21 protein-coding genes and 1 riboswitch are annotated in these 24117 nt (G+C 40.6%); of the genes, 10 read left to right on the top strand and 11 right to left on the bottom strand.

The genetic code is table 11. The annotated features are described in order from the left end of the window. Positions 1-4: 4 nt before the first annotated feature. From plsX to pdxA, 4 genes are all read right to left on the bottom strand, one after another. Positions 5-943 (bottom strand): phosphate acyltransferase PlsX, encoded by a 939-nt coding sequence (plsX, locus tag HDE70_RS18220; protein ID WP_183870220.1) that lies wholly within the window; start codon positions 941-943, stop codon positions 5-7. A gap of 99 nt (positions 944-1042) precedes the next feature. After that, complete coding sequence (gene rpmF, locus HDE70_RS18215) at positions 1043-1234, bottom strand: 50S ribosomal protein L32 (protein WP_068405618.1); 192 nt, start codon at positions 1232-1234, stop codon at positions 1043-1045. 18 nt (positions 1235-1252) lie between these two features. After that, complete coding sequence (locus tag HDE70_RS18210) at positions 1253-1786, bottom strand: YceD family protein (RefSeq protein ID WP_183870219.1); 534 nt, start codon at positions 1784-1786, stop codon at positions 1253-1255. A gap of 75 nt (positions 1787-1861) precedes the next feature. Then, positions 1862-2941, bottom strand: coding sequence for a 4-hydroxythreonine-4-phosphate dehydrogenase PdxA (gene pdxA / locus HDE70_RS18205; RefSeq protein WP_183870218.1), 1080 nt, complete (start codon positions 2939-2941; stop codon positions 1862-1864). Positions 2942-2947: 6 nt separating this feature from the next. On the opposite strand from pdxA, the gene HDE70_RS18200 reads away from it, so the two are divergent. The 5 genes from HDE70_RS18200 (at position 2948) to HDE70_RS18180 (ending at position 8784) form a co-directional block, all read left to right on the top strand. Beyond that, positions 2948-3142, top strand: coding sequence for a hypothetical protein (locus HDE70_RS18200; RefSeq protein ID WP_183870217.1), 195 nt, complete (start codon positions 2948-2950; stop codon positions 3140-3142). Between the two features lie 106 nt (positions 3143-3248). After that, complete coding sequence (rsmA, locus tag HDE70_RS18195) at positions 3249-4031, top strand: 16S rRNA (adenine(1518)-N(6)/adenine(1519)-N(6))-dimethyltransferase RsmA (protein ID WP_183870216.1); 783 nt, start codon at positions 3249-3251, stop codon at positions 4029-4031. Positions 4032-4042: 11 nt separating this feature from the next. After that, the gene (locus HDE70_RS18190) at positions 4043-4966 is read left to right on the top strand and encodes a 2-hydroxyacid dehydrogenase (protein ID WP_183891471.1); all 924 of its coding nucleotides are present in this window, start codon (positions 4043-4045) and stop codon (positions 4964-4966) included. A gap of 112 nt (positions 4967-5078) precedes the next feature. After that, positions 5079-7562, top strand: coding sequence for a DUF2339 domain-containing protein (locus HDE70_RS18185; RefSeq protein WP_183891470.1), 2484 nt, complete (start codon positions 5079-5081; stop codon positions 7560-7562). Then, the gene (locus HDE70_RS18180; RefSeq protein ID WP_183891469.1) at positions 7555-8784 is read left to right on the top strand and encodes a DUF3999 family protein; all 1230 of its coding nucleotides are present in this window, start codon (positions 7555-7557) and stop codon (positions 8782-8784) included. Before HDE70_RS18185 ends, HDE70_RS18180 begins: the two co-directional genes overlap by 8 nt. A 44-nt stretch (positions 8785-8828) precedes the next feature. Here HDE70_RS18180 and HDE70_RS18175 read toward each other — a convergent pair whose 3' ends face one another. Further along, positions 8829-10709 carry a M1 family metallopeptidase gene (locus tag HDE70_RS18175; RefSeq protein WP_260161228.1) on the bottom strand — a complete coding sequence of 627 codons (1881 nt, stop codon included), beginning with the start codon at positions 10707-10709 and terminating at the stop codon, positions 8829-8831. Between the two features lie 280 nt (positions 10710-10989). Here HDE70_RS18175 and greA point away from each other — a divergent pair, with 280 nt between their 5' ends. Continuing rightward, positions 10990-11463, top strand: coding sequence for a transcription elongation factor GreA (gene greA / locus HDE70_RS18170; RefSeq protein WP_183870212.1), 474 nt, complete (start codon positions 10990-10992; stop codon positions 11461-11463). A 9-nt stretch (positions 11464-11472) separates the two neighbouring features. Further along, the gene (locus HDE70_RS18165) at positions 11473-11865 is read left to right on the top strand and encodes an HIT family protein (protein ID WP_111633005.1); all 393 of its coding nucleotides are present in this window, start codon (positions 11473-11475) and stop codon (positions 11863-11865) included. 32 nt (positions 11866-11897) lie between these two features. Here HDE70_RS18165 and HDE70_RS18160 read toward each other — a convergent pair whose 3' ends face one another. Genes HDE70_RS18160 through rsgA form a run of 3 tightly spaced genes read right to left on the bottom strand, consistent with a single transcriptional unit; the run spans position 11898 to position 13604 of the window. Beyond that, positions 11898-12224: a nucleotide pyrophosphohydrolase gene (locus HDE70_RS18160; RefSeq protein WP_068405648.1), complete on the bottom strand. Its 327-nt coding sequence runs from the start codon at positions 12222-12224 to the stop codon at positions 11898-11900. Beyond that, positions 12225-12677, bottom strand: a complete 453-nt coding sequence (dtd, locus tag HDE70_RS18155) for a D-aminoacyl-tRNA deacylase (RefSeq protein WP_183891468.1) — start codon at positions 12675-12677, stop codon at positions 12225-12227. Positions 12678-12683: 6 nt separating this feature from the next. Further along, the gene (rsgA, locus tag HDE70_RS18150; RefSeq protein WP_183870210.1) at positions 12684-13604 is read right to left on the bottom strand and encodes a ribosome small subunit-dependent GTPase A; all 921 of its coding nucleotides are present in this window, start codon (positions 13602-13604) and stop codon (positions 12684-12686) included. 357 nt (positions 13605-13961) lie between these two features. On the opposite strand from rsgA, the gene thrA reads away from it, so the two are divergent. The 3 genes from thrA to thrC are packed head-to-tail and all read left to right on the top strand — an operon-like array spanning position 13962 to position 18663. Next, positions 13962-16409, top strand: coding sequence for a bifunctional aspartate kinase/homoserine dehydrogenase I (gene thrA / locus HDE70_RS18145; protein ID WP_183870209.1), 2448 nt, complete (start codon positions 13962-13964; stop codon positions 16407-16409). Further along, complete coding sequence (locus HDE70_RS18140) at positions 16406-17341, top strand: homoserine kinase (RefSeq protein WP_183870208.1); 936 nt, start codon at positions 16406-16408, stop codon at positions 17339-17341. Before thrA ends, HDE70_RS18140 begins: the two co-directional genes overlap by 4 nt. An 11-nt stretch (positions 17342-17352) precedes the next feature. Beyond that, positions 17353-18663: a threonine synthase gene (gene thrC, locus HDE70_RS18135; protein ID WP_183870207.1), complete on the top strand. Its 1311-nt coding sequence runs from the start codon at positions 17353-17355 to the stop codon at positions 18661-18663. Between the two features lie 62 nt (positions 18664-18725). Here the strand turns inward: thrC and HDE70_RS18130 are convergent, their stop codons facing one another. From HDE70_RS18130 to metH, 3 genes are all read right to left on the bottom strand, one after another. Further along, positions 18726-19163 carry an META domain-containing protein gene (locus HDE70_RS18130; RefSeq protein ID WP_183869964.1) on the bottom strand — a complete coding sequence of 146 codons (438 nt, stop codon included), beginning with the start codon at positions 19161-19163 and terminating at the stop codon, positions 18726-18728. A gap of 74 nt (positions 19164-19237) precedes the next feature. Then, positions 19238-20191, bottom strand: a complete 954-nt coding sequence (metF, locus tag HDE70_RS18125; RefSeq protein WP_183891467.1) for a methylenetetrahydrofolate reductase [NAD(P)H] — start codon at positions 20189-20191, stop codon at positions 19238-19240. Between the two features lie 18 nt (positions 20192-20209). Continuing rightward, positions 20210-23869, bottom strand: a complete 3660-nt coding sequence (gene metH / locus HDE70_RS18120; RefSeq protein WP_183891466.1) for a methionine synthase — start codon at positions 23867-23869, stop codon at positions 20210-20212. Between the two features lie 119 nt (positions 23870-23988). Then, positions 23989-24098, bottom strand: a riboswitch (SAM riboswitch). Positions 24099-24117: the final 19 nt, after the last annotated feature.

The raw sequence follows: 24117 nt of genomic DNA, 5'->3' as shown, positions 1-24117 counted from the left end.
GATTTTATTTAAATGCATCTTGTATTTTTCCAACCAGACCTGTAGTAATCATGTCTCTCGCTTGAAAGATCATGTTTTTTACAGCGGTAGGCGAGGAGATTCCATGACCTATGATCACAGGTGCATTTACTCCAAGAACCGGACTTCCACCGTAGTTTTCATAATTAAACCTGTCAAAGAACTCATCTTTAAGTCCTTTTTTGATCGTCATTATGTAAAACGATTCAGCCAATTTAAGCATAATGTTTCCGGTAAACCCGTCACATACAATTACATCTGCTTTTTCGTTGAATAAATCACGTCCCTCAATATTTCCAATAAAATTAAAGAGATTACATTCTTTCATCAATGGAAAAGTTGCCAGACTTAACATATTTCCTTTTTCATCTTCTTCGCCAATATTGATGAGGCCGACTTTAGGGGTATTGATCTGCATAACATTTTCAGCATACAGACTACCTAAAATTCCGAATTGAAGCAGAGTGTCAGGCTTGCAGTCAGCGTTTGCGCCAACGTCCAGCATTAAACCTCTTCCTCCATCAAGTTTGGGTACGATCGTGCACAGACAAGGTCTGATAATACCAGGAACTGTTTTTACACTAAAAACAGCACCAACCATCATCGCACCAGAGTTACCTGCGCCGACAAATGCATCGATTTCCCCTTTTTTTAACATAGAGAAACCCAGAGAAATACTTGAGTTTGGTTTTTGAGCAATTGCTCTTGTGGGATGTTCGCCCATACCAATTACCTCTTCGGTATGAACATATTCAAAGTGATCGGGATTGAACCCGCTGTCAGCGAGCAAAGGCTTAATTTGCTGAGTATCGCCTATTAGCACTAAATGCTCATTTGGCGCTAATAATTCATGAGCAGCTATTGCTCCCAAAACGTTTGCTTTGGGAGCATAGTCTCCGCCCATTATATCGAGACCTATTTTCATAGTAAAAAATCAGTTTGTGAATAAAGCATTATTGCCTTTTTTTCAAGCGCCTAAGTTAAACTTAATGAAGCTGAAAACACAAACAATTTCTCCGAAAAATTAACCTATAGAGGTGTTTTCAATAACCAGTTTACCGTTGTAGTACAAATTCCCATCAACATTGTATGCATGGTGAGGAATGTGGATTGCACCTGTAGTTTGACAAGTAGATAAAGAAGGAGCTACCGCTTTATAGTGTGTTCTTCTTTTATCTCTTCTACTTTTAGAGATCTTGCGTTTTGGATGTGCCATTGCTGATTTATTTAATTATTATTTTAATTTTTTTAATGCTTCCCAACGCGGGTCAGCACTTGTTGTATTTTCTTCTTGTTGAGAAGGATTAGCCAGACTTTCCAGTCTTTCAATCATCTCTTTGTCGCATTTGACACCATTGCCGTTCTGCTCACAAATTTTTATATAGGGTACCGATACTGTGATAAATTCATAAAGAATTTCCGCGATATCGATGCTACTTTCTTTTTTATTCAATACGATGATTTCTAAATCATCACTCTCCAGCTCATCTTCAGCGAATTTTACAATCTGCCTTTCTGAAATATCCAGAGGGGCATCAAATTCAGCTAAACATTTATCACAATCAAGCTTTATTGTTCCGGCAATGCGAATTTTCAAAATCAGCATTGTCTCCTGTTTATCCAATTCTACCGTAACTTTCAAATCCCCCTTTTTTACCAAAGAGTATTCGAATGCGTCAAAAAAGCTGTTATCAATCTCAAAATCAAATTGATGCTTGCCAATTTTTAAGCCAGTAAACGGGATCGAAAATTCTTTTAAAGGTTTCAATTGTAACAAAATTTTAGCCCGCAAATGTATGAATTAATTTGATACTTCTGAAATGTTTTAGAAATATTATTGTGGTTAATTTGCATCATCCTTCACATCTGCCGCAGTTTCTATAATTTTTCCGCCGCTTCTTAACTGGTTGCTTAACAGTTCGTCCTGTTCACGTCTGTGTTTTACAATATGTGTCGCAGCAAAAAGTGCTTCTATAAAAGAAGACGGATCTGCCAGGTCTTTTCCGGCAATATCGAAGCCTGTACCATGATCAGGAGAGGTCCGCACATATTTCATTCCGGCTGTAAAGTTTACACCCGTTCCGAAAGCAATGGTCTTGAAAGGGATTAAGCCCTGGTCATGATACATCGCCAGTACGGCATCGAATTGTTTATAAGCGCCTTTGCCAAAAAATCCATCCGCAGGATAAGGGCCAAAGCAAATTACACCGGAATCAAACGCTTCCTGAATCGCAGGCATAATAATGTCCTGTTCTTCACTGCCAAGCAAGCCATTGTCGCCAGCATGAGGATTTAACCCTAATACGGCAATTCTTGGTTTTTCAATCCAGAAATCTCTTTTCAGACTCTTATTGATTAGCAAAAGTTTTTTAACAATACTTTCCTTCGTGATACTTTCTGCAATTTTAGAAACAGGAATATGACCTGTAACTACGCCTACACGAATATCTTCACTCAATAAAAACATCAGTACGTCAGAACTGCCGGTACGTTCCTGCAAGTATTCTGTATGACCAGGGAATTTAAAATTCTCTGCTTGTATCGTATGTTTATTGATCGGAGCAGTGACTAAAGCGTCAATATTTCCTTTGATCAGGTCTTCTGTTGCTCTTTCCAAAGATAACAAGGCATATTTTCCACCAATTTCATTGGCTACACCCAGTTCGATCTTTACATCCTCTTCCCAGCAGTTGATCATATTTGCTTTTTTAGGATTAGCAGCTTCAGCGTCATTGATCACATTGAAACTGAAATCACCTAAACCCAGTGCTTTTCTATGGTAAGAGGCTACTTTTGTATGTCCATAAACGATAGGGGTGCAGTAATCAAGAATACTGTTATTGGCTAAAGTTTTCAGAATCACTTCTAAACCTATGCCATTTACATCACCTATACTGATACCTATTTTGATTTTATTGCTCATGCTCAAATGAAAATTTGCGCAAAATACAGAAATTCATTAGAAAACGTGCTGTTTTTAAGGGCGATCTGTTTAGAACGGGTAATTATGGCTATTGAGGCTGTGGACATAGGTGATAAAGAAAGAGCAGTTAAATACAGGCTGAAAAGTAGTGTAACTGGTAGAGTTCTGCTTGAAATACGTTTGCTGATTAGTGGTTCTTAGCTAAGGCTTCATTGCTAATAATTAGGTTGAACTCGTAAACTTTAGTTATTTTGCACCTTTTAGAAGTCTCGGCTTCTTTCGATTAACAAAATATAACAGCAATCATATGAGTTTGGTAAGGGCGAAAAAACATTTAGGGCAACATTTTTTGACCGATAAAAAAATAGCAGCTAAAATTGTAGACGGTCTTGTCCATACCGATCAATACAGTCAGGTGCTTGAAGTAGGGCCGGGTATGGGTATCCTTTCGGACATTCTGCTGGAAAGAAAAGACCTGGAAACCTTTATGATCGATATCGATGTGGAATCCTATCATTTCTTAAATGATAAGTATCCGCAAATGGGCGAAAGGTTAATTAACGGGGATTTTTTGAAAATGGATCTGAAAAAAGTATTTTCCGGTAAATACGCCATAATAGGTAATTTCCCATATAATATTTCTTCACAGATCTTATTTAAGGTTTTGGAGCACAGAGAAAATGTAGTAGAGATGGTAGGCATGTTTCAAAAAGAAGTTGCAGAACGCTGTGCATCTAAAAGCGGAACAAAAGATTACGGGATTCTAAGTGTGCTGATCCAGGCCTATTATAATATTGATTATTTATTTTCTGTAAAACCGGGAACTTTTAATCCACCTCCTAAAGTAAATTCGGGTGTAATCCGCTTGAGCAGAAATGAGAGAGTGACTTTGGATTGCGATGAGAAATTATTCTGGACTGTCGTTAAAGCCGGATTTAATCAGCGTAGAAAAACATTAAGAAATGCTTTGTCGGGTGTATTGCCTAAAGTTAAAATGGATGATAATATCTATTTTGAAAAAAGAGCGGAGCAATTGAGCGTAGAAGATTTTATTACCCTTACGCAGCTGGTAACTAAGCTGGCGTTATAATTATAAAACAGATGAACGGTAAAATTTTAATTGTTGATGATTTACATCCTGTATTCAAAAGCAGGGCAGAACAATTAGGTTATGAAGTAGACGATCGTCCATTGATCACCAGGGCAGAAACGCTGGCTGTGATTTCAGGATATGATGGTATTGCAGTACGGACGAAGTTTAAGATAGACAGGGAGCTGATGGAAGCTGCACCGGGGCTTAAATTTGTAGCCAGAGCAGGAGCGGGGTTGGATAATATCGACGAGGCTTATGCGAAGGAGCGGAATATTAAGTTGCTGAATGCGCCTGAGGGAAACAGGGATGCAGTAGGGGAACATGCGATGGGGATGTTGCTTTCACTGATCAATACGCACCGCAAGGCTGATATCGAGATCAGAAACGGAATCTGGGATCGGGAAGGTAACCGTGGATGGGAGCTGAAAGGCAAAACTGTCGGGATTATCGGTTATGGTTTTATGGGAAGCAGTATGGCCAGAAAGCTTTCGGGTTTTGAGGTGAAAGTACTTGCTTATGATAAATATAAAACGGGCTTTTCTGATGCTTATGCGCAGGAATGCAGCATGGAAGAAATTGTTAAACATAGCGATGTGCTGAGTTTACATATTCCACTGACTTCAGAAACCAGGCAAATGGTGGATGAGGAATATTTGTACCATTTCAAAAAGAATATATTTTTCATCAATACGGCCAGAGGCGAAATTGTGAATACGAAAGCGGTATTGGCAGCGATTAAATCTGGTAAGATATTAGGTGCCGGACTGGATGTGCTGGAAGTAGAAAAGTTCCCGGCATTGGCAGAACAGGATTGGTTTAATGAATTGAAAGAATCGGAGAAGGTTATTTTGACGCCACATGTTGGTGGATGGACTTTTGATTCTTATAGAAAGATTTCTGAGGTACTTGCTGATAAGCTGGAGCAGGTTTAGCGTAAAAAGATATTTTATGTCAGACCCGGTTATGTGAATGACCGGGTTTTTTATTGCCCGAAATTTTTTGCTTTGAACTTAAATATTATCTTTATCAACAAACGCATTACTCATGGAGTTTCTTTATGTCATCTTACTGGTTGTCATCATTGTGATGATTGCCACCACTAAAAGCAGTCTGAACGAGAGGGTCGGCAAGCTTGAATACCGGATCTTTGAATTTCAAGAGCTTTTAAAGCAAAGCAGACCCGGTTATGCTCCACCAGAAACTACTGCCACGGAGTCAGAGCCACAAGAAATGAGACCGGTAGATTGGGGGACATCTCAATTTCACGCGCCAGCAATTCCCTTTGTTCCGCCACCCTATAAAACTACAAAAGATCTTAATCCTGATCCCGTACGTGATTTCATTCCTAAACCTGTCAAAGAAGAAACTCCAGAGGCGGTTGTTCCTGAAGAAACAGTACAGCCTGAAGTTGTTCACGACACACCGGCTAATATTTACAATGAACTTTTAGACGAAGACCATATACCCCATCCGGTTCAACAACCTGTTCACCGCGAACCCGCAGAACCAGAGCTTTCCTTCTTTGAGAAACATCCTGATCTGGAGAAATTTATCGGAGAAAATTTGATTAACAAAATTGGTATTGCGATACTCGTACTGGCTATCGGTTACTTTGTGAAATTTGCTATTGACAGCAACTGGATCGGCCCGGCAGGCCGTGTGGGTATTGGTGTACTTTGCGGAGGTATCTTAATTGGTGTCGCACATTGGATGCGTAATTCTTACAAAGCATTCAGTTCTGTTTTAGTTGGGGGAGGGCTTGCCGTATTATATTTTACCATTACGCTCGCCTTTCATCAATTTCATCTGTTCAATCAAACCACATCTTTCATTATACTGATTGGGATAACCTGTTTTGCAGTCGCGCTTTCGCTCCTCTACAACCGGCAGGAAGTAGCTGTTATTGCATTGGTAGGTGGTTTAACCAGTCCACTAATGGTGAACACTGGTCATGCTAATTACCACGGTTTGTTTATTTACCTGGTGATCCTGAATGCAGGGCTGCTGGTGATTGCTTACCGTAAATCCTGGCGTATTCTTAATGTCTCAACCTTCGTACTTACTGTACTGATGTTTTCAGCGAGTCTGTTCAGCATGCCAATCGTGAGTTATGGAATTGGCTTTTTATATGCCAGCATTTTATATCTGCTTTTCTTTGGGATTAATGTGGCTAATAATGTCCGGGAGAATAAAACATTTATCGGTTCTGATTTTACCATCTTACTGGCCAACACTGCGTTATACTTTGGAGCAGGATTGTTCCTGCTGACCGGAATGCATCAGGAACAGTTCAGAGGGCTTTTTGCTGTAAGTTTAGCAGTGATCAACCTGCTGTTATCTTACCTGCTGTTCAGGAATAAAAAAGTGGATACCAACGTGCTTTATCTGCTGATCGGGATTACACTGACCTTTATATCGGTTGCCGGCCCAATTCAATTACACGGCCATTATATTACATTATTCTGGGCGGCGGAAACTGTACTGCTTTACTGGCTTTATCAAAAATCCCGGATCTATTTAATGCAGCTGGCTTCGCAAATCATCTGGGCATTAATGCTGTTAAGCCTATTCATGGACTGGGCGGCAATATATGGTGATTCTGCAATAACAGTTAATATGCTGATCAATAAAGGGTTTATTACCACCCTGTTTACCGCGGTCAGTTCTTACCTGTTATACATTCTTTATCAAAAGCCGGGCGTTGAAGGAGAAACTCCTAAGGGGGATATCTTAAATCCAGCATTTATTAAATACACAGCTATTGTACTGCTATTTTTAAGCGGACTACTGGAAGTTAATCATCAGTTCTCCAACCGTTTTCCACATACGGCTTTGAACAGCGTATACGTGATTTTATATGCCTCAGTATTTCTTTACCTGTATTTATTCTTAGCTAAAAAACGAGAATCACTCCGGTTAAACTGGAGAATAAATGCTATCCTGATCAGCACCTGTATCACGGTTTATCTGTTCTTTATGGTTGAGTTTTTCGATCTGCAAGAAGCCATGCTTGTTCGTCAGGAGGTTGCATCATTCCATTTTACAGCCCACTGGATTTGCGCGGTGTTTATCGGACTATTATTTTATCAGCTGATCCAGATCGCCAGAACGTTATTACCAGAAACCCTGAGGAAAATGGCAGCCTGGACTTTAGCGGGTTCAATTGTCCTGTTCTTAAGTCTGGAAGTCAGCCTGATCAGCAACGTACTATTTTATTCAGCCAGGAACCCAATCAGCAATGTGGAGACGATTTATATTAAAACAGGTCTTCCTGTACTCTGGGGATTAGCATCCTTTGCGATGATGTGGCTGGGTATGCGCCATAAATACCTTACGCTACGGATTATTTCGCTTAGTCTGTTTGCACTTACTTTAGTAAAGCTATTTATATTTGACATTAGTAATATCCCACCTGCTGGTAAAATAGCGGCGTTCTTTTTCTTGGGCGTAATACTATTAATCATTTCATTCATGTACCAGAAAGTTAAAAAGATCATTGCAGCAGATGAACCCCATAAAGATGAATAAACAGTTTTTTTTAACGCTAACCTTTTTAATGAGTGTTTCCTGCGTATTCGCGCAGCAAACATTCAGATATCAGGCGGTACTGCCAAAGGTAGAAGCGGATGGTTTTTACCGGGTTGATTTAAGTCCTGAACTCATTGCTGGTGCTCAGGCAAATCTTGGTGATATCAGGATACTGAATCAGAAGAAACAATTTTCGCCTTATATTTTTGGCAATCAATTGGTTTTTAAAGATCAGCGGAGCTTTATTGCTTTCCCGCGGTTAAAAACATGGAAAGAAGCAGATACGGTAACTACTTTTATCGTGGAAAATGCAGCTCACCTGACCATTAATCAATTGAGTTTACAATTGCGCAATGCCTCTGTTAAAAGAAATGTAAACTTATCCGGGAGTGATGATCTTAAAAAGTGGTACGCCATCAAAGAGAACATATCTTTAGAAGAAGCCGTTTCCGATGAACAGGGTAATGGAACTTATCAGCAGCAGCTGAACTTCCCTTCCAGTTCTTACCGGTATCTGCGGATACAGATCAACAATGAAAATAAAGAGCCGGTAGCGATTTTACAGGCTGGTATTTACAAGCAGCAAAGTATTCCGCCTGTTTATGTTCAGCTTAAAAAGCCTTTGATTCAGCAGCGGGACAGTGCTCAGGTCAGTTATATAAGCGTGCGTTTTAATGCACCTTATCAATTGAATAAACTGCATCTGGAAATTGCCGGGCAAAAGTATTATAAACGCAACATCAGGGTTTATGCGATACATCAAAAAGAGAAAACACTGGTCGCAGATACATTCATCAGTACTTCGGCAATTCCTAACCTGTACTTCTCTGCTAAAACCAAACATTTAGAACTTGAAATTGTCAATGGTGATAATCCACCTTTAGTCTTGAATAAGGTTAATGGTTACCAGCTGAGCCAAAGTCTGATCAGTTACCTTGAAAAAGGCCAGGATTATGCGATTCTGTTCGGGGATGAAAAAGCAAAGGCACCAGATTATGACCTGAAGTTTTTCGGAGATAGTTTGCAGCAGGAGTTAAAACCGCTGAATTATCAATTGATTTCTGCTAGTCCTTTATATCAAAAGATACCAGAGAAAAGTAAGGAGATAAAAGATGGAATTCCGGGCTGGGTAATCTGGGCTGCAATTGTAGTGGTAGCAGCTTTACTGGGTTTCCTGACTTTTAGAATGACGCAGGAAGTTAGCAAAAGAGATAAAATATAAAATGCCCTGCTGTGTTGACGGCAGGGCATTTTATGCAGTTGGAATTACTTGTTCCAGCTGTTATCTGATGGCTTGGCATCCATATAAATACCACCATCCAACACCATTGATGTTACTGGTTTGTCGGCAGTAAATTGAATGTTAATCGCTTTCTGGTTGAATTTCCACACGGTTGGAGTTTCATGGATTACATGAGTTGTTCCGTCAGCATAAGTGACTTTAATATCAAAAGGTATCGCAAAACCACCTATGTTCTGAATAGAGATGTTATACGTCATTCCTTTGATAGTTACTTTATCAATAGCCAGATCAATATAGTTATTGCTAAAGAACCAATTGTTCCAGAACCAGTTTAAGTCTTGTTTGGAAACATCATTGATCGTGTTAAAGAAATCCCATGGAATAGGATGTTTTCCATTCCAGCGATCCATATACGCATGCAGGTATTTCTTGAACAATACATCTCCAAACATATCTTTTAAAGCCAGATAAGCCAGTGAAGGTTTCACATAAGCATTGTTACCGTAACCTGAGCCGGAAACCTGGGTAGATAAAGTAATAATAGGCTGATCTTCTTCTGTTGAAGGATCTTTAATCCAACGCTCTACTCTGAATTTCTTGTAATTCTGGTCTGCTTTTTCTTTGCCAAGCTGCTGCTGGCCAATCAGGTATTCTAAAGTAGTTGCCCAACCTTCATCCATGTGCGCATAACGCGTTTCATTTGTTCCCATGTAAAAAGGGAAATAAGTATGTGCAATTTCATGGTTCAATACAAACTGGCTGAATTCCATGTCTGGTGTACTGCTGTCATTCACCATCATCGGGAATTCCATATCAGCAAAACCTTGTACTGCGGTCATTTTTGAGAAAGGATATGGGACACCCGGCCAGTTATTTGAAAACCAGTCTAAAGCCAGTTTAGTCCAGGTTGCAGCATGAGAAAAGTCTTCAGCTTTGCTGTCATAGGCAGATTGTACACTTGTTCTTCTGCCGGTTTTTTTATCCACGACCACGCTTCCTGCATCCCATAAATAATGATTGCTCAGGGCAAAGGTTACATCAGTAATATGATTGACAGCAAATTTCCAGGTATTCCATTCATTCTGCTTAGTCACTTCTCCATTGGCCATTTCCTGTGCATTAGCAATAGACACGACTTCTTCACTGGTATAAGACTTTTTAAGCTTCTCTGCGAATTTAGGCTGTAACACCTCATCCGGGTTCTTTAAATCGCCTGTGGCCCATACCACGTAGTTTTTAGGTGCTCTTACTGTTAACAGGTAATCGTTGAAATCATTATAGAATTCGGTTCTGTCAGTATGCGGGATTTTATCCCATCCATTGTAATCGTCGTAAACTGAAACTCTTGGAAAAGCATAGGCTACAAAAAAGGTAGTGCTGTCAATCTGGCCTTCTCTGCCGCTTACTTTTGACAAAGGATAACTCCAGTTGATTTTAAAGGTTGCAGTTTTGCCCGGCGCTAAAGCATTGTTCAACTTAATGTCTGATGTGGTACCCCAGTCTTTACTGTCCACATTGTAACTCTGGCCATCTACTGTAAATAAACTGATATCCAGCCCGGTTGTTAAATAATCTTTGCTTACATACCCTGCTCTTGGCGCTTCTGGTTTGTGCATGTTATTGACAAACCTCATTGTTATCCTCTTCAGCGTATCAGGACTGTGGTTCGTATAAGTGATAGTTTCCGTTCCTTTAACTAATTTATCATTTGGAGTGACAGTGATCGTCATGTCGTACTTCCCTTTATTCTGCCAGTAGTTTTTTCCAGGCTTGCCATCCAGCGCACGTGTGCCGTTAGCAAACGCTGCTTTGATATTCCGTGGCATGTACAGTTCCTGGGCCTGTGTGGTAACGGTTCCCAATAAAAATAGCGTAGCTATCTTGAAAATGTTTTTGTGCATCATATTTTTTATAATTCGTTCAATACCTGTCTGAATTCAGTTGTTCCATGTTTGGCAGCTGAATTCAGGCAGATTTTCAAAAGTAATCGTTTTAAGCCTGTAAACAAGTTATTCGCTAAATATTAAAGGGGCTTTAAAGGCTTTGTAAACAATTCAAATCAAAAGATTTGCTTTTGTAAGAATTGCCTGTTATCTTCGTTTTAATTGAAGCAAGACTATGTGGGCTTATTGCCGGTATAGTCTTGTTTGTATTTTAAAGGTTTTACAAATAATAAATTAAGCTATGACAGAGGTAACATACTACACTCAGGAAGGATTAGATAAGCTAAAAGAAGAAGTACATTACTTAACTACTACGGGGAGACAATTGATCTCCAAAGCTATAGCTGAAGCAAGAGATAAAGGCGATCTATCTGAAAATGCGGAGTACGATGCTGCTAAGGAAGCACAAGGTCTGCATGAAGCAAAAATATCTAAATTGAAGACTACACTTGCATCTGCAAGATTAATTGATGAATCGAAATTAGACCTGACTAAAGTGCTGGCTTTATCGATCGTTAAAATAAAGAACTTAAAAAACGGTGCAACGATGAGTTACCAGCTGGTAGCTGAAACTGAAGCTGACCTTAAAACCGGAAAGATCTCTGTGAAATCCCCGATCGCACAAGGTTTGTTAGGTAAATCGGTAGGTGACAAAACTGAGATTGAAGTTCCTGCTGGTAAAATCGAATTCGAAATATTAGAAATCACGAGATAATCATTTTATATGTCAAGTATATTTTCCAAAATCGTAGCCGGAGAAATTCCCGCACATGTAGTTGCCGAAACGACAGAATTTATGGCGTTTTTAGATGTCAGTCCTTTAACAATGGGACATGTACTGGTAATCCCTAAAAAAGAAATTGATTATATATTTGATATGGACGAAGAAAGTTATTTCGGACTTACCTTATTTGCAAAGATTGTAGCGGTAGCGCTAAAGAAAGCTTTTCCATGTGTAAAAGTAGGAATGGCCGTTATTGGTCTGGAAGTACCTCATGTACATATCCATTTGATCCCTATGAACGCAGTGGGGGATATGAACTTTAGTAAAGCGAAGCTGAACCCTACGCAGGAGGAGTTGCAGGAAGCCGCTCAGAAAATTAAAGCACAGTTATAAAAAGATAAGAGCCAGTTTAACTGGCTCTATTGCTATTTAAGCTTCTCATTATTTTTATGCCTGTCGGCATCTCTGATACTCTTTTTCACCAGGTTTTTTTCCATTGCTTCGGTCAGGTTAATACCCGTTTGGTTGGCCAGACAGATCAGCACAAATAAGACATCGGCCATTTCATCGCCAAGGTCTACAGCTTCATCACTTTTTTTAAAAGATTGCTCACCGTATTTACGGGACATAATACGGGCTACTTCACCCACTTCTTCCATTAATATAGCCGTATTGGTCAATTCGTTGAAATAACGGATCCCGGTCGTATTGATCCATTGATCAACGGTATCCTGTGCTTCCTGTATCGTCATCTATTCTTTGTTTTTAGTGTCAATTAATATCGTTACGGGCCCGTCATTAACCAAACTGATTTTCATATCTGCGCCAAAAATTCCTGTTTGTACGGGTTTGCCTGATAAGATGCTGAGTTGTTTAATCATGGCCTCATAAAGTGGAATAGCCTGATCTGGCCTTGCAGCCCTGGTAAATCCAGGTCTGTTTCCCTTTTTAGTAGCTGCAAACAACGTAAACTGACTGATCAGTAAAATATTTCCGGCTATATCTGCAAGCGATTTATTCATCAGCCCCTGTTCATCACTAAAGATCCGGATATTGAATATTTTAGCAGCGAGCCATTCCAGGTCTTCTTGTCCGTCGGCTTCTTCAATGCCCAGTAAAACGAGTAATCCTTTTTTAATCGAACCGGTTACTACATCATCTACCTGGCAACTGGCCTGTGTAACTCTTTGTATAACTGCTCTCATGGATGTTTAAGCCCTGGTTTCATTGCCGTGGTACATACTCAGGTAACTTTCATAGCGGCTGCTTTCGATTTCCCCGCTTTTAACGGCCTCTAAAACTGCACAATTAGGTTCGTTGATGTGACGGCAATTGTGAAATTTACATTGATGCATCATATCGCGCATCTCTCTGAAGTAATGACTCAGTTCTTCTGGTTTAATATCATAAATGCCCAGTTCTCTGATGCCCGGACTATCGATCAGATAACCACCGAAAGGCAGGGTATGCATTTCAGCAAAGGTTGTAGTATGCTGTCCTTTATCACTGGATTCAGAGATCTCGCCTGTCTTGATATTACGGTCTGGCAGCAGTACATTGATCAGACTTGATTTTCCTACGCCTGAGTGCCCTGAAAACAGGGTTGTTTTATCTTTTAATAAACTTTCTATCAAAGGCATATTAGTTCCTTCGGTCGCAGAAACTTCATAACATGGATAACCCAGATTTTCATAGATGTTTTTATACTCTGCCAATACTTCCAGCCCGTCTTCGTTGTATAAGTCCAGTTTATTGAAGATTAATACCGAAGGAATGCTGTAAGCTTCTGCGGTTACTAAAAAGCGGTCTATAAAGCCAAGCGAGGTACGTGGAGAGGCGAGTGTAACCACCAGAAAGGCCTCATCTATATTGGCTGCTATAATCTGTGCCTGTTTTGATAAGTTAATTGATTTTCTGATGATATAGTTTTTCCGGGGATGAAGTTTATAAATAACTCCATTTTCAGAATTAGGTTCCATCTCGAAGTCTACCTGATCTCCAACTGCAACAGGATTGGTGGTCTGAATTCCTTTGATCCGGAATTTTCCTTTAATCCTGCATTGGTAATCACGGTCATCTTCTCCATGAACTAAATACCAGCTCCCTGTTGATTTTATTACTAGTCCTTGCATAATTTACGCAGTAAAGGTAAGTAAAAAACAGGAGGGTGCTTTTTGAGAACACTGAATTAATTTTAGCCTGTTATATTTATTTCCTGATAATTTTTTTTCATATTCTCTTGCTTATTAGGAAAATATAACTTTACTTTAGGGTATAGCAATACCGAAGCAATATTGTTATGGACATATGATAAATAATTCAACACTTACATCCATTATTATTACCACCACCGGGAAAGCCGGAGGCAGGTGTATATTGGTATAATAAGAATAATAAAAAACCATAAAAAAGCGCCTTCCTCTAACCCGGAAGGCGCTTTTTTTTTGAACCTGAACCTGTAAAAAACCAGTAGATTAACAATTAAAACTATGAACATTCTAAAATTCGGCGGTACTTCAGTAGGATCGGCATCAGGTATACGAACCCTGATCAGCATCCTAAAAGAAAGGGAACAGGGTGATTATCCAGTAGTTGTACTTTCAGCAATGAGTGGAGTCACCAATCTGCTCCTGGCAATGGCAGAAAAAGCACAGTTGGCAGAAGAGTATGCCGCAGAGCTCAAAGAAATCGAAGAAAAACACTTCGAAGTCGTGAGAACCTTGCTTCCTGCTGGTGCGCAAAACCCAGTATTTACACGGTTGAAGATCTACTTCAACGAGCTGGAAGATGTTTTGCAATCGGTTTATCATTTAAAAGAATTAAGTCCTCAGACAAAAGATTTAATTCTGAGTTTTGGGGAGCGTTGTTCTGCTTTTATGATCAGCCATGTTGCTAAACAGGATTTCCCGAATGCGATTTGTGTAGATGGGTCTGAACTGATTAAAACAGACAGTAATTTTGGACAGGCCAAAGTAAATACGCCTTTAACAGAACTGCTGATTCAGGACTTTTATGAAGCAAATAGAGATAAACTATTATTTGTAACCGGATTTATAGCCAGCAATACCGAAGGAAGAACCACAACTTTGGGACGCGGCGGCAGTGATTTTACAGCTGCAATATGGGGCTCTGCCCTGAATGTAAAAGAGATTGAAATCTGGACTGATGTAGATGGGATGCTGACTGCTGATCCAAGGATTGTGGAAAAAGCATTTTCTTTGCCAGAGCTGAGTTATACAGAAGCGATGGAGCTTTCTTATTTTGGGGCAAAGGTGATTTACCCGCCTACAATGACTCCTGCTTTTCTAAAGAAAATACCAATCGTAATCAAGAATACTTTCAATACCAATTTTAAGGGCACTTATATCCGTCATGGGGTAAATACTTCAACTTTTCCTATCAAAGGAATTTCTTCCATTGATGAAATCAGTATCCTGAATTTGTCTGGTAGCGGAATGGTTGGTAAGGCTGGTTTTAGTGGCAGGTTATTTTCTCTTTTATCAAGAGAGCAGATTAATGTGGTACTGATTACGCAATCTTCTTCTGAACATAGTATCACTTTTGCAGTAAAGCCTGCGGATGCTTTAAGTGCGCTGGCTATCATCAGTAAAGAATTTGAACTGGAATTACAGGCTAAAAAACTGGAATATCCGGAAGTGGAAAATGGATTGGCTGTACTGGCTATTGTAGGGGAGAATATGAAACATACACCGGGCATGTCCGGTAAATTGTTCCATGCTTTAGGTAGAAACGGGGTTAATGTGCGGGCAATTGCACAGGGATCTTCAGAATATAATATATCAGTTATTTTATCGAAAAATGACTTGTCAAAAGCAGTGAATGCGGTACATGAAGCTTTCTTTGAAAACCTGAAGAAAACACTGCATGTGTTTTGCCTGGGTACGGGAAATATTGGTAAAACTTTGTTCCGCCAGTTATTGGTTCAAAGTCCGCTGCTTGCAAAAAACAATGACCTGGAGGTGAAGGTGATGGGGATCAGTAATTCGCGCGGGATGTATTTGAGTAAAACAGCTATGAATCTGGCAGATTGGGAAAATGAGCTGAGCAAAAATGCGGAGCCGGCAGATTTGGCTTCCTTCGTGAAACAGATGAAAGCCATGAATTTACCGAACTGTGTTTTCGTAGACAATACAGCAAGTAGTAATCCGGTCAATTTTTACCAGGAAATACTGGAATCAAGTATCTCGCTGGTGACGTGTAATAAAATTGGTAATTCTGGCGAATATGAGCAGTATGCTGCTTTTAAAACAGCTGCGCGTACTTATGGTGTAGACTTTCATTATGAGACAAATGTAGGAGCAGGTCTTCCGATTATTCGCACACTGAAAGATTTAATGCTGAGCGGAGATAATATCTTCAGTATAGAAGCGATCCTTTCAGGAACTATTTCTTTCATCTTTAATAACTTTAAAAATGATGTCCTTTTCCATGAGATCGTTAAAGAAGCACAGGATAAAGGCTATACTGAACCAGATCCGCGTGATGATTTAAATGGAAAGGATTTTATGCGTAAAATGCTGATCCTGGCCAGAGATGCGGGTTATCCGTTAGAAGAAGCAGATGTACAGCTGGAAAGTATGCTGCCTCCGGCTTGCATGGCTGCGGATAGTGTGGATGATTTTTATCAGGAACTTAAAAACAATGCGGCTTATTTTGAAGAGCTGAAAAGCAAAGCGGCGGCTGAAAATAAAGTGCTGCGGTATATCGGAAAACTGGAAGAAGGAAAAGTGACTATTAACCTGCAAATGGTTGATGACAGCCATCCTTTCTACATGCTTTCGGGCAGTGATAATATTATTTCTTTCACTACAGACCGGTACAAAGATCGTCCTTTAGTGATTAAAGGGCCTGGCGCGGGTGCAGAAGTAACTGCTGCTGGTGTATTTGCGGACATCATAAATGTGGGCAAGAAATGAGAAATTCAGTAAAAGTTTTTGCTCCGGCAACCGTAGCGAATGTAGTTTGCGGGTTTGATGTTTTAGGTTTTGCAGTAAATGCGCCGGGTGATGAAGTGATTATGCGGGTTACGGATAAGCCGGGAGTAATTATCTCTAAAATTACAGGGGATGAGGGCAGGTTACCGCTTAATCCGGCTAAAAATACGGTTAGTGCCAGTGTACAGGATTACCTGAAACATATTGGCCGTACAGCTATTGGAATTGATATTGAATTGCATAAAAAGATGCCTATCGGAAGTGGTTTGGGTTCAAGTTCTGCGAGTACGGTAGCTGGATTATTTGCGATCAATACTTTGTTTGACAATCAATTGAGTAATAAAGAACTGGTTCCTTTTGCGATGAAAGGCGAGGAGCTGGCCTGTGGGTATGGACATGCAGATAATGTAGCGCCTGCTTTACTGGGTGGTTTTGTACTGGTTAGAAGTTACGAACCTTTAGATGTGATCAGCTTACCTTTTCCACAGGATATGTGCGCTGCAATTGTTTATCCGGAGGTAGATGTTCCGACTAAGGATGCCAGGCAAATGATCCGTTCTAAGGTCTTATTGAAAGATGCGGTGAAGCAATGGGGAAATGTAGCTGGTTTGGTGACAGGCCTGTTTACGAATGATTATGATTTGATTGGCCGCAGTATGGTCGATGTACTGGTAGAGCCTACAAGATCTATTCTAATCCCTGATTTTTATAAAATGAGAAGTATTGCGATGGAATTGGGTGCGGTCAGTTTCGGGATTTCTGGTTCCGGCCCTTCTGTTTTCGCCCTGACAAAAGACCAGGATACGGCACATTTAATTACGCAGGCACTGCAAAAACAATTAAAATCCATTCAGATTAACAGTCTTTCATTTGTATCATCGGTCAATAAAAAAGGCCCGGTTATACTTGATTAAAAAACGCGAACATGAAATTATACAGTACGAATAACCACGACCTGAAAATAGATTTCCAATCTGCTGTTTTCAATAGTATGCCACAAGATAAAGGCTTATATATGCCTGTGGAAATCCCTGCGCTTGATCAGGATTTTATTCAGCATCTTGACCGCTATACGCTGCGTGAGATTGCTTATAAAGTGAGTTCTGCTTTATTGCAGGATGATATTCCTGCAAATGATTTAAAAGCAATCATTGATGATGCGATTAATTTTGAAGCCCCTTTGCATCCGTTGGATGAGGATACTTATGTATTAGAATTGTTTCACGGCCCTTCACTGGCTTTCAAAGATTTTGGCGCCAGGTTTATGAGCAGGGTAATGGCTTATTTTTTAAAAGATAATGAGCAGCTGCTGGATGTGCTGGTGGCTACTTCGGGAGATACCGGCGGAGCAGTAGCGCTTGGGTTTTTAGGGGTACCGAATACCAGGGTAACAATTTTATATCCTAAAGGAAAAGTAAGTGAAATTCAGGAATTACAATTGTGCAGCAATGGACAGAATATCCGTGCAATAGAAATAGACGGGACTTTTGATGATTGTCAGCATTTGGTTAAGCAGGCGTTTGCTGATGACGAGCTGAATAGTAAAATGAGGCTTACTTCTGCAAATTCGATTAATATTGCCCGTTTAATCCCACAAACCTTTTATTATTTTAATGCAGTAGCCCAGCTTTTCAGAAAAGGGCAAAGAGAAGTAGTATTCGCGGTGCCTAGTGGTAATTTCGGGAATATCGCTGCGGGTTTACTGGCTTATAAAATGGGCTTGCCTGTAAAGCAGTTTATTGCTGCGACCAATGCGAATGATACGGTTCCCCGTTTTCTGGAAACCGGTATTTATGAGACCAGACCTTCTGTACAGACTTATGCGAATGCGATGGATGTAGGTGCGCCAAGCAACTGGGTAAGGATTATGGCTTTGTTTAACGATTCGCGTGAACAGGTGAAAGAACTCGTAAAGAGCTATCGTTATACAGATGAGCAGACTGTGCAGGCGATTGCTGATATTTACCAGCAGTTTAATTATGTGGCTTGCCCGCATACGGCTATTGCCTGGTTAGCGGTGCAGGAATATCGCAGGCAACAGGCTCCATCCGAAGATACTTTTGTATTCCTTTCTACAGCACATCCTTGTAAGTTCCCGGATATATTCCCTGCTGAAATTGCTGCGCAGATTAATATACCTGAACAAGTAGATACGCTGAGACAAAAAGAGAAAATAGCTACAGCAATGGCGGTAGATTTTGATGCTTTTAAGTCCTTTTTATTAACAGCGGATTAAGGTTACTTAGCCGGTTATATTCAAAAAAAAAGCCTGTTTAATTTGAATTAAACAGGCTTTTTCTATTTGATCTTTTTAAATCGCATGATGGCAATATCGCCCATCATAAAATTAAGTATCGTATCTCCTTTTATGGAGTATTTGTTTACTTTTTTTAAGGTTTCAAAGAAAACTGATTCTCCTTCACCAGGACAGGCCATTTTTGTAACTGCCATTGGCTGGTTAAAGTTAATAGAGGTATCATCTGCATTCAATTTTCCTGAGAAAGAGTTACAGCTGCTGTTACCACTTACTTTTTTATCTGCAAGGTCAAAAACCAGGGTCGGTTTCTGACCCGGATATAAACCATTGAAAGCAATCCTTGGGCCTGAGATATAATTCAATTCCCAGGTTCCTCCGAGTTTTGATAAATCTGAACTTGCTTCTACCGTATTCTTTAAGGCATTACAGGAAGTTAAAGTGCCAATAACTGTAAGTACCATCAATGTCGTCCTTCTCATATCGTTCTTTGTAGAGAACGAAATATACAAAGAATCTGCCAAATATTAGTCAGGAGCAGAATCTGACCTCCAAATTAGAAAACTGCGCGGGCAATTCTTTTTGTCGGTTCAGGGTTACTCATGGTATAAAAGTGAAGTACGGGAGCGCCAACTTTGATTAACTCTTTGCATTGCTGGATCATCCATTCTATTCCTACCTCTTTTACGTCCTTCTCATTTTTACATTCCTGCACGGCCTCTGTCAGATCTTCTGGCAAATCAATGTGGAATATTTTTGGTAAACTGATGAGTTGTTTAGACGAGGTAATCGGTTTAAGTCCGGGAATAATGGGGACATTTATCCCATTTGCCCTGCACTGGGCAACAAAATCACAGTATTTAGCATTGTCGAAAAACATTTGGGTCACGATAAATTCTGCACCCATATCTACTTTTTGCTTCAGGTATTTGAAATCGGCTTTTAAGTTTGGGGCTTCAAAATGCTTTTCAGGATAACCTGCCACACCAATACAGAAATCTGTCTGGAAGGCTGAGTGATCTTCAAAAAGATATTTCCCGTTGTTCATGTCGTTAACCTGGCCTAAAAGATCTGTAGCGTAAGCATGACCGCCGGGGGTAGGGATAAAGGTTGAATCTGCGTGTCTTGCGTCTCCGCGTAAAACCAATACGTTATCAATTCCTAAAAACTGAAGGTCAATCAGTGCATTTTCAGTTTCTTCTCTGGTAAAACCACCACAAATTAAATGCGGAACAGCATCTACTTTGTATTTGTTCATAATCGCAGCACAAATCGCTACTGTACCCGGACGTTTACGGTAAGAAACCTTTTCCAGCAAGCCGTTATCATGTTGTTTATAGATATAATCTTCTCTATGATAGGTCACATCAATAAAGGGTGGATTAAATTCCATTAAAGGGTCTATGGCATCATAAATATCAGTGATACTTTTTCCTTTAACTGGCGGCAGGAGCTCAAAAGAAAACAAGGTTTTACCCTTGGCATTGGTAACGTGGTCGGTGATCTTCATTTAAGTTTTGTTGTGAGGTTAATAGGCTAAATTCGGACTAAGCCATCTTTCGGTATCTTCAAGTGACATGTTTTTTCTGACTGCGTATTCTTCTACCTGATCTTTGGTTATTTTCCCAAGGCCGAAGTATCTGGATTGCGGGTGTGAGAAATAGAAACCACTCACTGCTGCAGTTGGATACATCGCGAAGCTTTCCGTCAGGCGGAGCCCGATTTTCTGTTCTGCGCCCAGTAGTTCGAATAGTGTTTCTTTTTCGGTGTGATCCGGACATGCAGGGTAACCTGGCGCCGGACGGATACCTGCGTATTCTTCCTTGATCAGATCTTCATTCGTTAACTGCTCGTCCTGTGCATAACCCCAGTAATCTTTACGGACTAGTTCGTGTAAGTGCTCAGCGAAGGCTTCAGCAAGGCGGTCTGCCAGTGCTTTTGCCATGATACTGTTGTAATCGTCATAGTTGGCTTCAAATTCAGCGACCATCTCATCACAACCAATACCTGTAGTGACTGCGAAACCACCAAAGTAGTCCTGAACGCCATCTTCCTTAGTCGCCACGAAATCTGATAAAGCATAATAAGGTTCTCCGGCAACTTTCTCCGCTTGCTGACGCAGGGTATGGATCGTTACAGGTTTGCCTTCTACGTCTAATACGATATCATCGCCTTTGGCATGTGCCGGCCAGAAGCCAATCACTGCCCTGGCGGTCAGTAATTTTTCGTCAACGATCTTTTGTAGCAGGACGCGGGCATCATCATATAATTTTTTTGCCTCTAAGCCAACTGATTTGTCGTTGAATATTTTTGGGTAACTGCCTCTTAATTCCCAGGTATGGAAAAAAGGAGTCCAGTCAATATAAGGAACAAGGGTTTCCAGCGGATAATCATCAAATGTTTTAGTCCCGGTAAATTTAGGTGCAGGTGCAACCAGGGCAGGATCTATAGTAAATTTATCTGTCCTTGCTTCTTCAATAGTTTTGAAACGTTTATCGTTACGTTTATTCAGGTGCGCTTCGCGCGCTTTATCATATTCCTGCCTGATATTATCAATATATCCTCCGCGGGTATCCGGATTCATCAGGGTACTGCATACGGTCACACTTCTGGAAGCGTCGAGCACGTGGATAGCAGGACCTGAATAATTCGGTGCTATTTTTACCGCGGCATGGATTCTGGAAGTTGTGGCACCACCTATCAAAAGGGGTACAGTAAAGCCTTCACGTTCCATTTCTTTGGCAAAGTGAACCATCTCATCCAGCGAAGGGGTAATCAGACCACTTAAACCAATAATATCTGCATTGATTTCTTTGGCTTTTCTAATGATTTCCTGTGCGGGGACCATGACGCCTAAATCCACGATTTCAAAATTATTACAGGCTAAAACTACACCTACAATGTTTTTACCAATATCATGGACGTCACCTTTTACTGTGGCCAGTAAGATTTTTCCGGCCGAAGAACTTTGATCACCATCGGGATTGTCCAGTTTTTCCTGTTCAATAAAGGGAAGCAGATAAGCTACTGCTTTCTTCATTACCCTGGCAGATTTTACAACCTGTGGCAGGAACATCTTTCCGGCACCGAATAAATCACCTACGATATTCATTCCGTCCATTAACGGGCCTTCAATCACGTGAATAGGACGGTCGTATTGTTGTCTGGCTTCTTCTACATCGGCATCCAGGTATTCAATAATTCCTTTGACCAAAGAGTGGGAAAGACGGGATTCAACAGGCTCTTTTCTCCATTCTTCATCTTTAACAAGCTCTTTTCCTTTAGATTTTACAGTTTCTGCAAAATCTACCAGGCGTTCTGTCGCATCTTCGCGGCGGTTTAATAAAACGTCTTCTACGCGTTCCAGTAGTTCGGCAGGGATCGCTTCATAAACTTCCAGCATCCCGGCATTCACAATTCCCATATCCAGTCCGGCTTTAATGGCATGGAACAGAAAGGCAGAGTGCATGGCTTCACGTACGGTATTGTTTCCTCTGAAAGAGAAAGATATGTTAGATACACCACCACTTACTTTCGCATAGGGCAGGTTTTCTTTAATCCAGCGTGCTGCGTTGATAAAATCAACTGCATAGTTATTGTGTTCTTCTAAACCTGTGGCTACGGTTAAGATATTCGGGTCGAAAATAATGTCTTCTGCGGGAAAGCCAATTTCATCTACTAAGATGTCGTATGAGCGTTTACAAATTTCTTTTCTGCGTTCGAAGTTATCTGCCTGTCCGTTTTCATCGAAGGCCATTACTACGATTGCTGCGCCGTAATTCATGATTTTACGGGCACTTTCACGAAATTTATCTTCTCCTTCTTTGAGTGAAATCGAATTGACAATCCCTTTTCCCTGTAAACATTTCAGACCGTTTTCAATGACACTCCATTTAGAGGAATCGACCATGATCGGCAGTTTGGAAATATCAGGTTCTGAAGCAATCAGGTTCAGGAATTTCGTCATCGCGGCTTCAGAGTCCAGCATCCCTTCGTCCATGTTCACGTCAATGACCTGCGCACCACCTTCTACCTGTTGTCTGGCAACGGCAAGTGCAGCTTCGTAATCACCGCTTAAAATTAACTTGGAGAATTTTGGGGAGCCCGTGATATTGGTTCTTTCACCAATGTTGACAAACATGCTTTCGGGCGTAATGGTTACGGGTTCAAGTCCGCTCAGGCGAAGGTACCGTGGTATCTCTGGTATTTGTCTTGGGGTAATGTTTTTGGCTTTTGCGGCAATAGCTGCGATATGCTCTGGCGTAGTGCCACAACAACCACCCACGATATTGACAAAGCCGTGCTGAATGAAGTCTCCAACTAAAGTAGCTGTTTCATTAGGCATCTCATCATAAGCTCCAAATTCATTCGGTAAGCCTGCATTAGGATATGCGGATACGTAGCAAGGTGCTTTGGCAGCCAGTTCTTCAATGTGAGGCCTCATGTCTTTTGCGCCCAGTGCACAGTTGAAACCGATGCTGAGCGGGTTGGCATGAATGATTGAATTCAGGAAAGCTTCTACAGTTTGTCCGGACAGTGTTCTGCCCGAAGCATCTGTAATGGTTCCGGAAATCATGATCTCAATTTTGCGCCCTATAACTTCTTCGTATCTTTTGATCGCAAAGATTGCTGCTTTCGCATTTAAAGTGTCAAAAATAGTCTCAATTAATAACAGATCAGATCCGCCGTCAACGAGCCCTCTGATTTGCTCATAGTAAGCATCAACGAGTTCATCGAAGGTTAAAGCCCGGTATCCCGGATCATTCACATCTGGTGAGATGGATAGGGTACGGTTAGTAGGGCCTACAGCGCCTGCAACAAAACAAACGCGGTCTGGATTTGCAGCCATGAATTCAGCAACAGCTTCTTTGGCTATTTTAGCGCCTTCGAAACTCATTTCATAGTCGAGTTCCTCCATCTTATAATCCGCAAGAGAGATCCTTTGCGTACTAAAAGTATTGGTTTCAATAATATCTGTACCTGCTTTAAGATATTCTGTATGTATAGCTTTGATGATATCAGGACGCGTAATATTCAGCAGGTCATTATTCCCTTTGACGTCGCATGGATGATTCGCAAAGCGCTCTCCTCTAAAGTCTTCTTCAGTCAGGATATAGCGCTGAATCATGGTGCCCATTGCGCCATCGATGATTAGTATTCGTTTTTTAAGCTCTTCTCTTATGCTCATTATTTGTTTTGATGGATAGCCATTTGTCTGTATTCAGGTAACTCATGCGATGCAGTATCTTAAAGACAGAAAATTTTGTATAAAAAGGCCTAATCAGAAATCCAGTGTCGGATCGAATTAACTTATCTGTCAGGAACAGCCAAAACTGTTCGAGTAGAATGTAGCACCTTGTAAGCACAGGTTGCTAAGACTTCGTCGGGTCTAATCCCTCCGTCTTTCTTTATAAGCTGATGCAAAAATGCAACAAA

This window comes from Pedobacter cryoconitis (genome assembly GCF_014200595.1).
Classification (GTDB): domain Bacteria; phylum Bacteroidota; class Bacteroidia; order Sphingobacteriales; family Sphingobacteriaceae; genus Pedobacter; species Pedobacter cryoconitis_C.
This window is presented reverse-complemented; position numbering and strand designations above follow the sequence as displayed.

Excerpts from the sequence above, each read along its gene's own strand:
- plsX (WP_183870220.1), bottom strand. The coding sequence starts at position 943 with ATGAAAATAGGTCTCGATATAATGGGCGGAGACTATGCTCCCAAAGCA.
- rpmF (WP_068405618.1), bottom strand. The coding sequence starts at position 1,234 with ATGGCACATCCAAAACGCAAGATCTCTAAAAGTAGAAGAGATAAAAGA.
- pdxA (WP_183870218.1), bottom strand. The coding sequence starts at position 2,941 with ATGAGCAATAAAATCAAAATAGGTATCAGTATAGGTGATGTAAATGGC.
- HDE70_RS18200 (WP_183870217.1), top strand. The coding sequence starts at position 2,948 with ATGAAAATTTGCGCAAAATACAGAAATTCATTAGAAAACGTGCTGTTT.
- rsmA (WP_183870216.1), top strand. The coding sequence starts at position 3,249 with ATGAGTTTGGTAAGGGCGAAAAAACATTTAGGGCAACATTTTTTGACC.
- HDE70_RS18190 (WP_183891471.1), top strand. The coding sequence starts at position 4,043 with ATGAACGGTAAAATTTTAATTGTTGATGATTTACATCCTGTATTCAAA.
- HDE70_RS18185 (WP_183891470.1), top strand. The coding sequence starts at position 5,079 with ATGGAGTTTCTTTATGTCATCTTACTGGTTGTCATCATTGTGATGATT.
- HDE70_RS18180 (WP_183891469.1), top strand. The coding sequence starts at position 7,555 with ATGAATAAACAGTTTTTTTTAACGCTAACCTTTTTAATGAGTGTTTCC.
- HDE70_RS18175 (WP_260161228.1), bottom strand. The coding sequence starts at position 10,709 with ATGATGCACAAAAACATTTTCAAGATAGCTACGCTATTTTTATTGGGA.
- greA (WP_183870212.1), top strand. The coding sequence starts at position 10,990 with ATGACAGAGGTAACATACTACACTCAGGAAGGATTAGATAAGCTAAAA.
- HDE70_RS18165 (WP_111633005.1), top strand. The coding sequence starts at position 11,473 with ATGTCAAGTATATTTTCCAAAATCGTAGCCGGAGAAATTCCCGCACAT.
- HDE70_RS18160 (WP_068405648.1), bottom strand. The coding sequence starts at position 12,224 with ATGACGATACAGGAAGCACAGGATACCGTTGATCAATGGATCAATACG.
- dtd (WP_183891468.1), bottom strand. The coding sequence starts at position 12,677 with ATGAGAGCAGTTATACAAAGAGTTACACAGGCCAGTTGCCAGGTAGAT.
- rsgA (WP_183870210.1), bottom strand. The coding sequence starts at position 13,604 with ATGCAAGGACTAGTAATAAAATCAACAGGGAGCTGGTATTTAGTTCAT.
- thrA (WP_183870209.1), top strand. The coding sequence starts at position 13,962 with ATGAACATTCTAAAATTCGGCGGTACTTCAGTAGGATCGGCATCAGGT.
- HDE70_RS18140 (WP_183870208.1), top strand. The coding sequence starts at position 16,406 with ATGAGAAATTCAGTAAAAGTTTTTGCTCCGGCAACCGTAGCGAATGTA.
- thrC (WP_183870207.1), top strand. The coding sequence starts at position 17,353 with ATGAAATTATACAGTACGAATAACCACGACCTGAAAATAGATTTCCAA.
- HDE70_RS18130 (WP_183869964.1), bottom strand. The coding sequence starts at position 19,163 with ATGAGAAGGACGACATTGATGGTACTTACAGTTATTGGCACTTTAACT.
- metF (WP_183891467.1), bottom strand. The coding sequence starts at position 20,191 with ATGAAGATCACCGACCACGTTACCAATGCCAAGGGTAAAACCTTGTTT.
- metH (WP_183891466.1), bottom strand. The coding sequence starts at position 23,869 with ATGAGCATAAGAGAAGAGCTTAAAAAACGAATACTAATCATCGATGGC.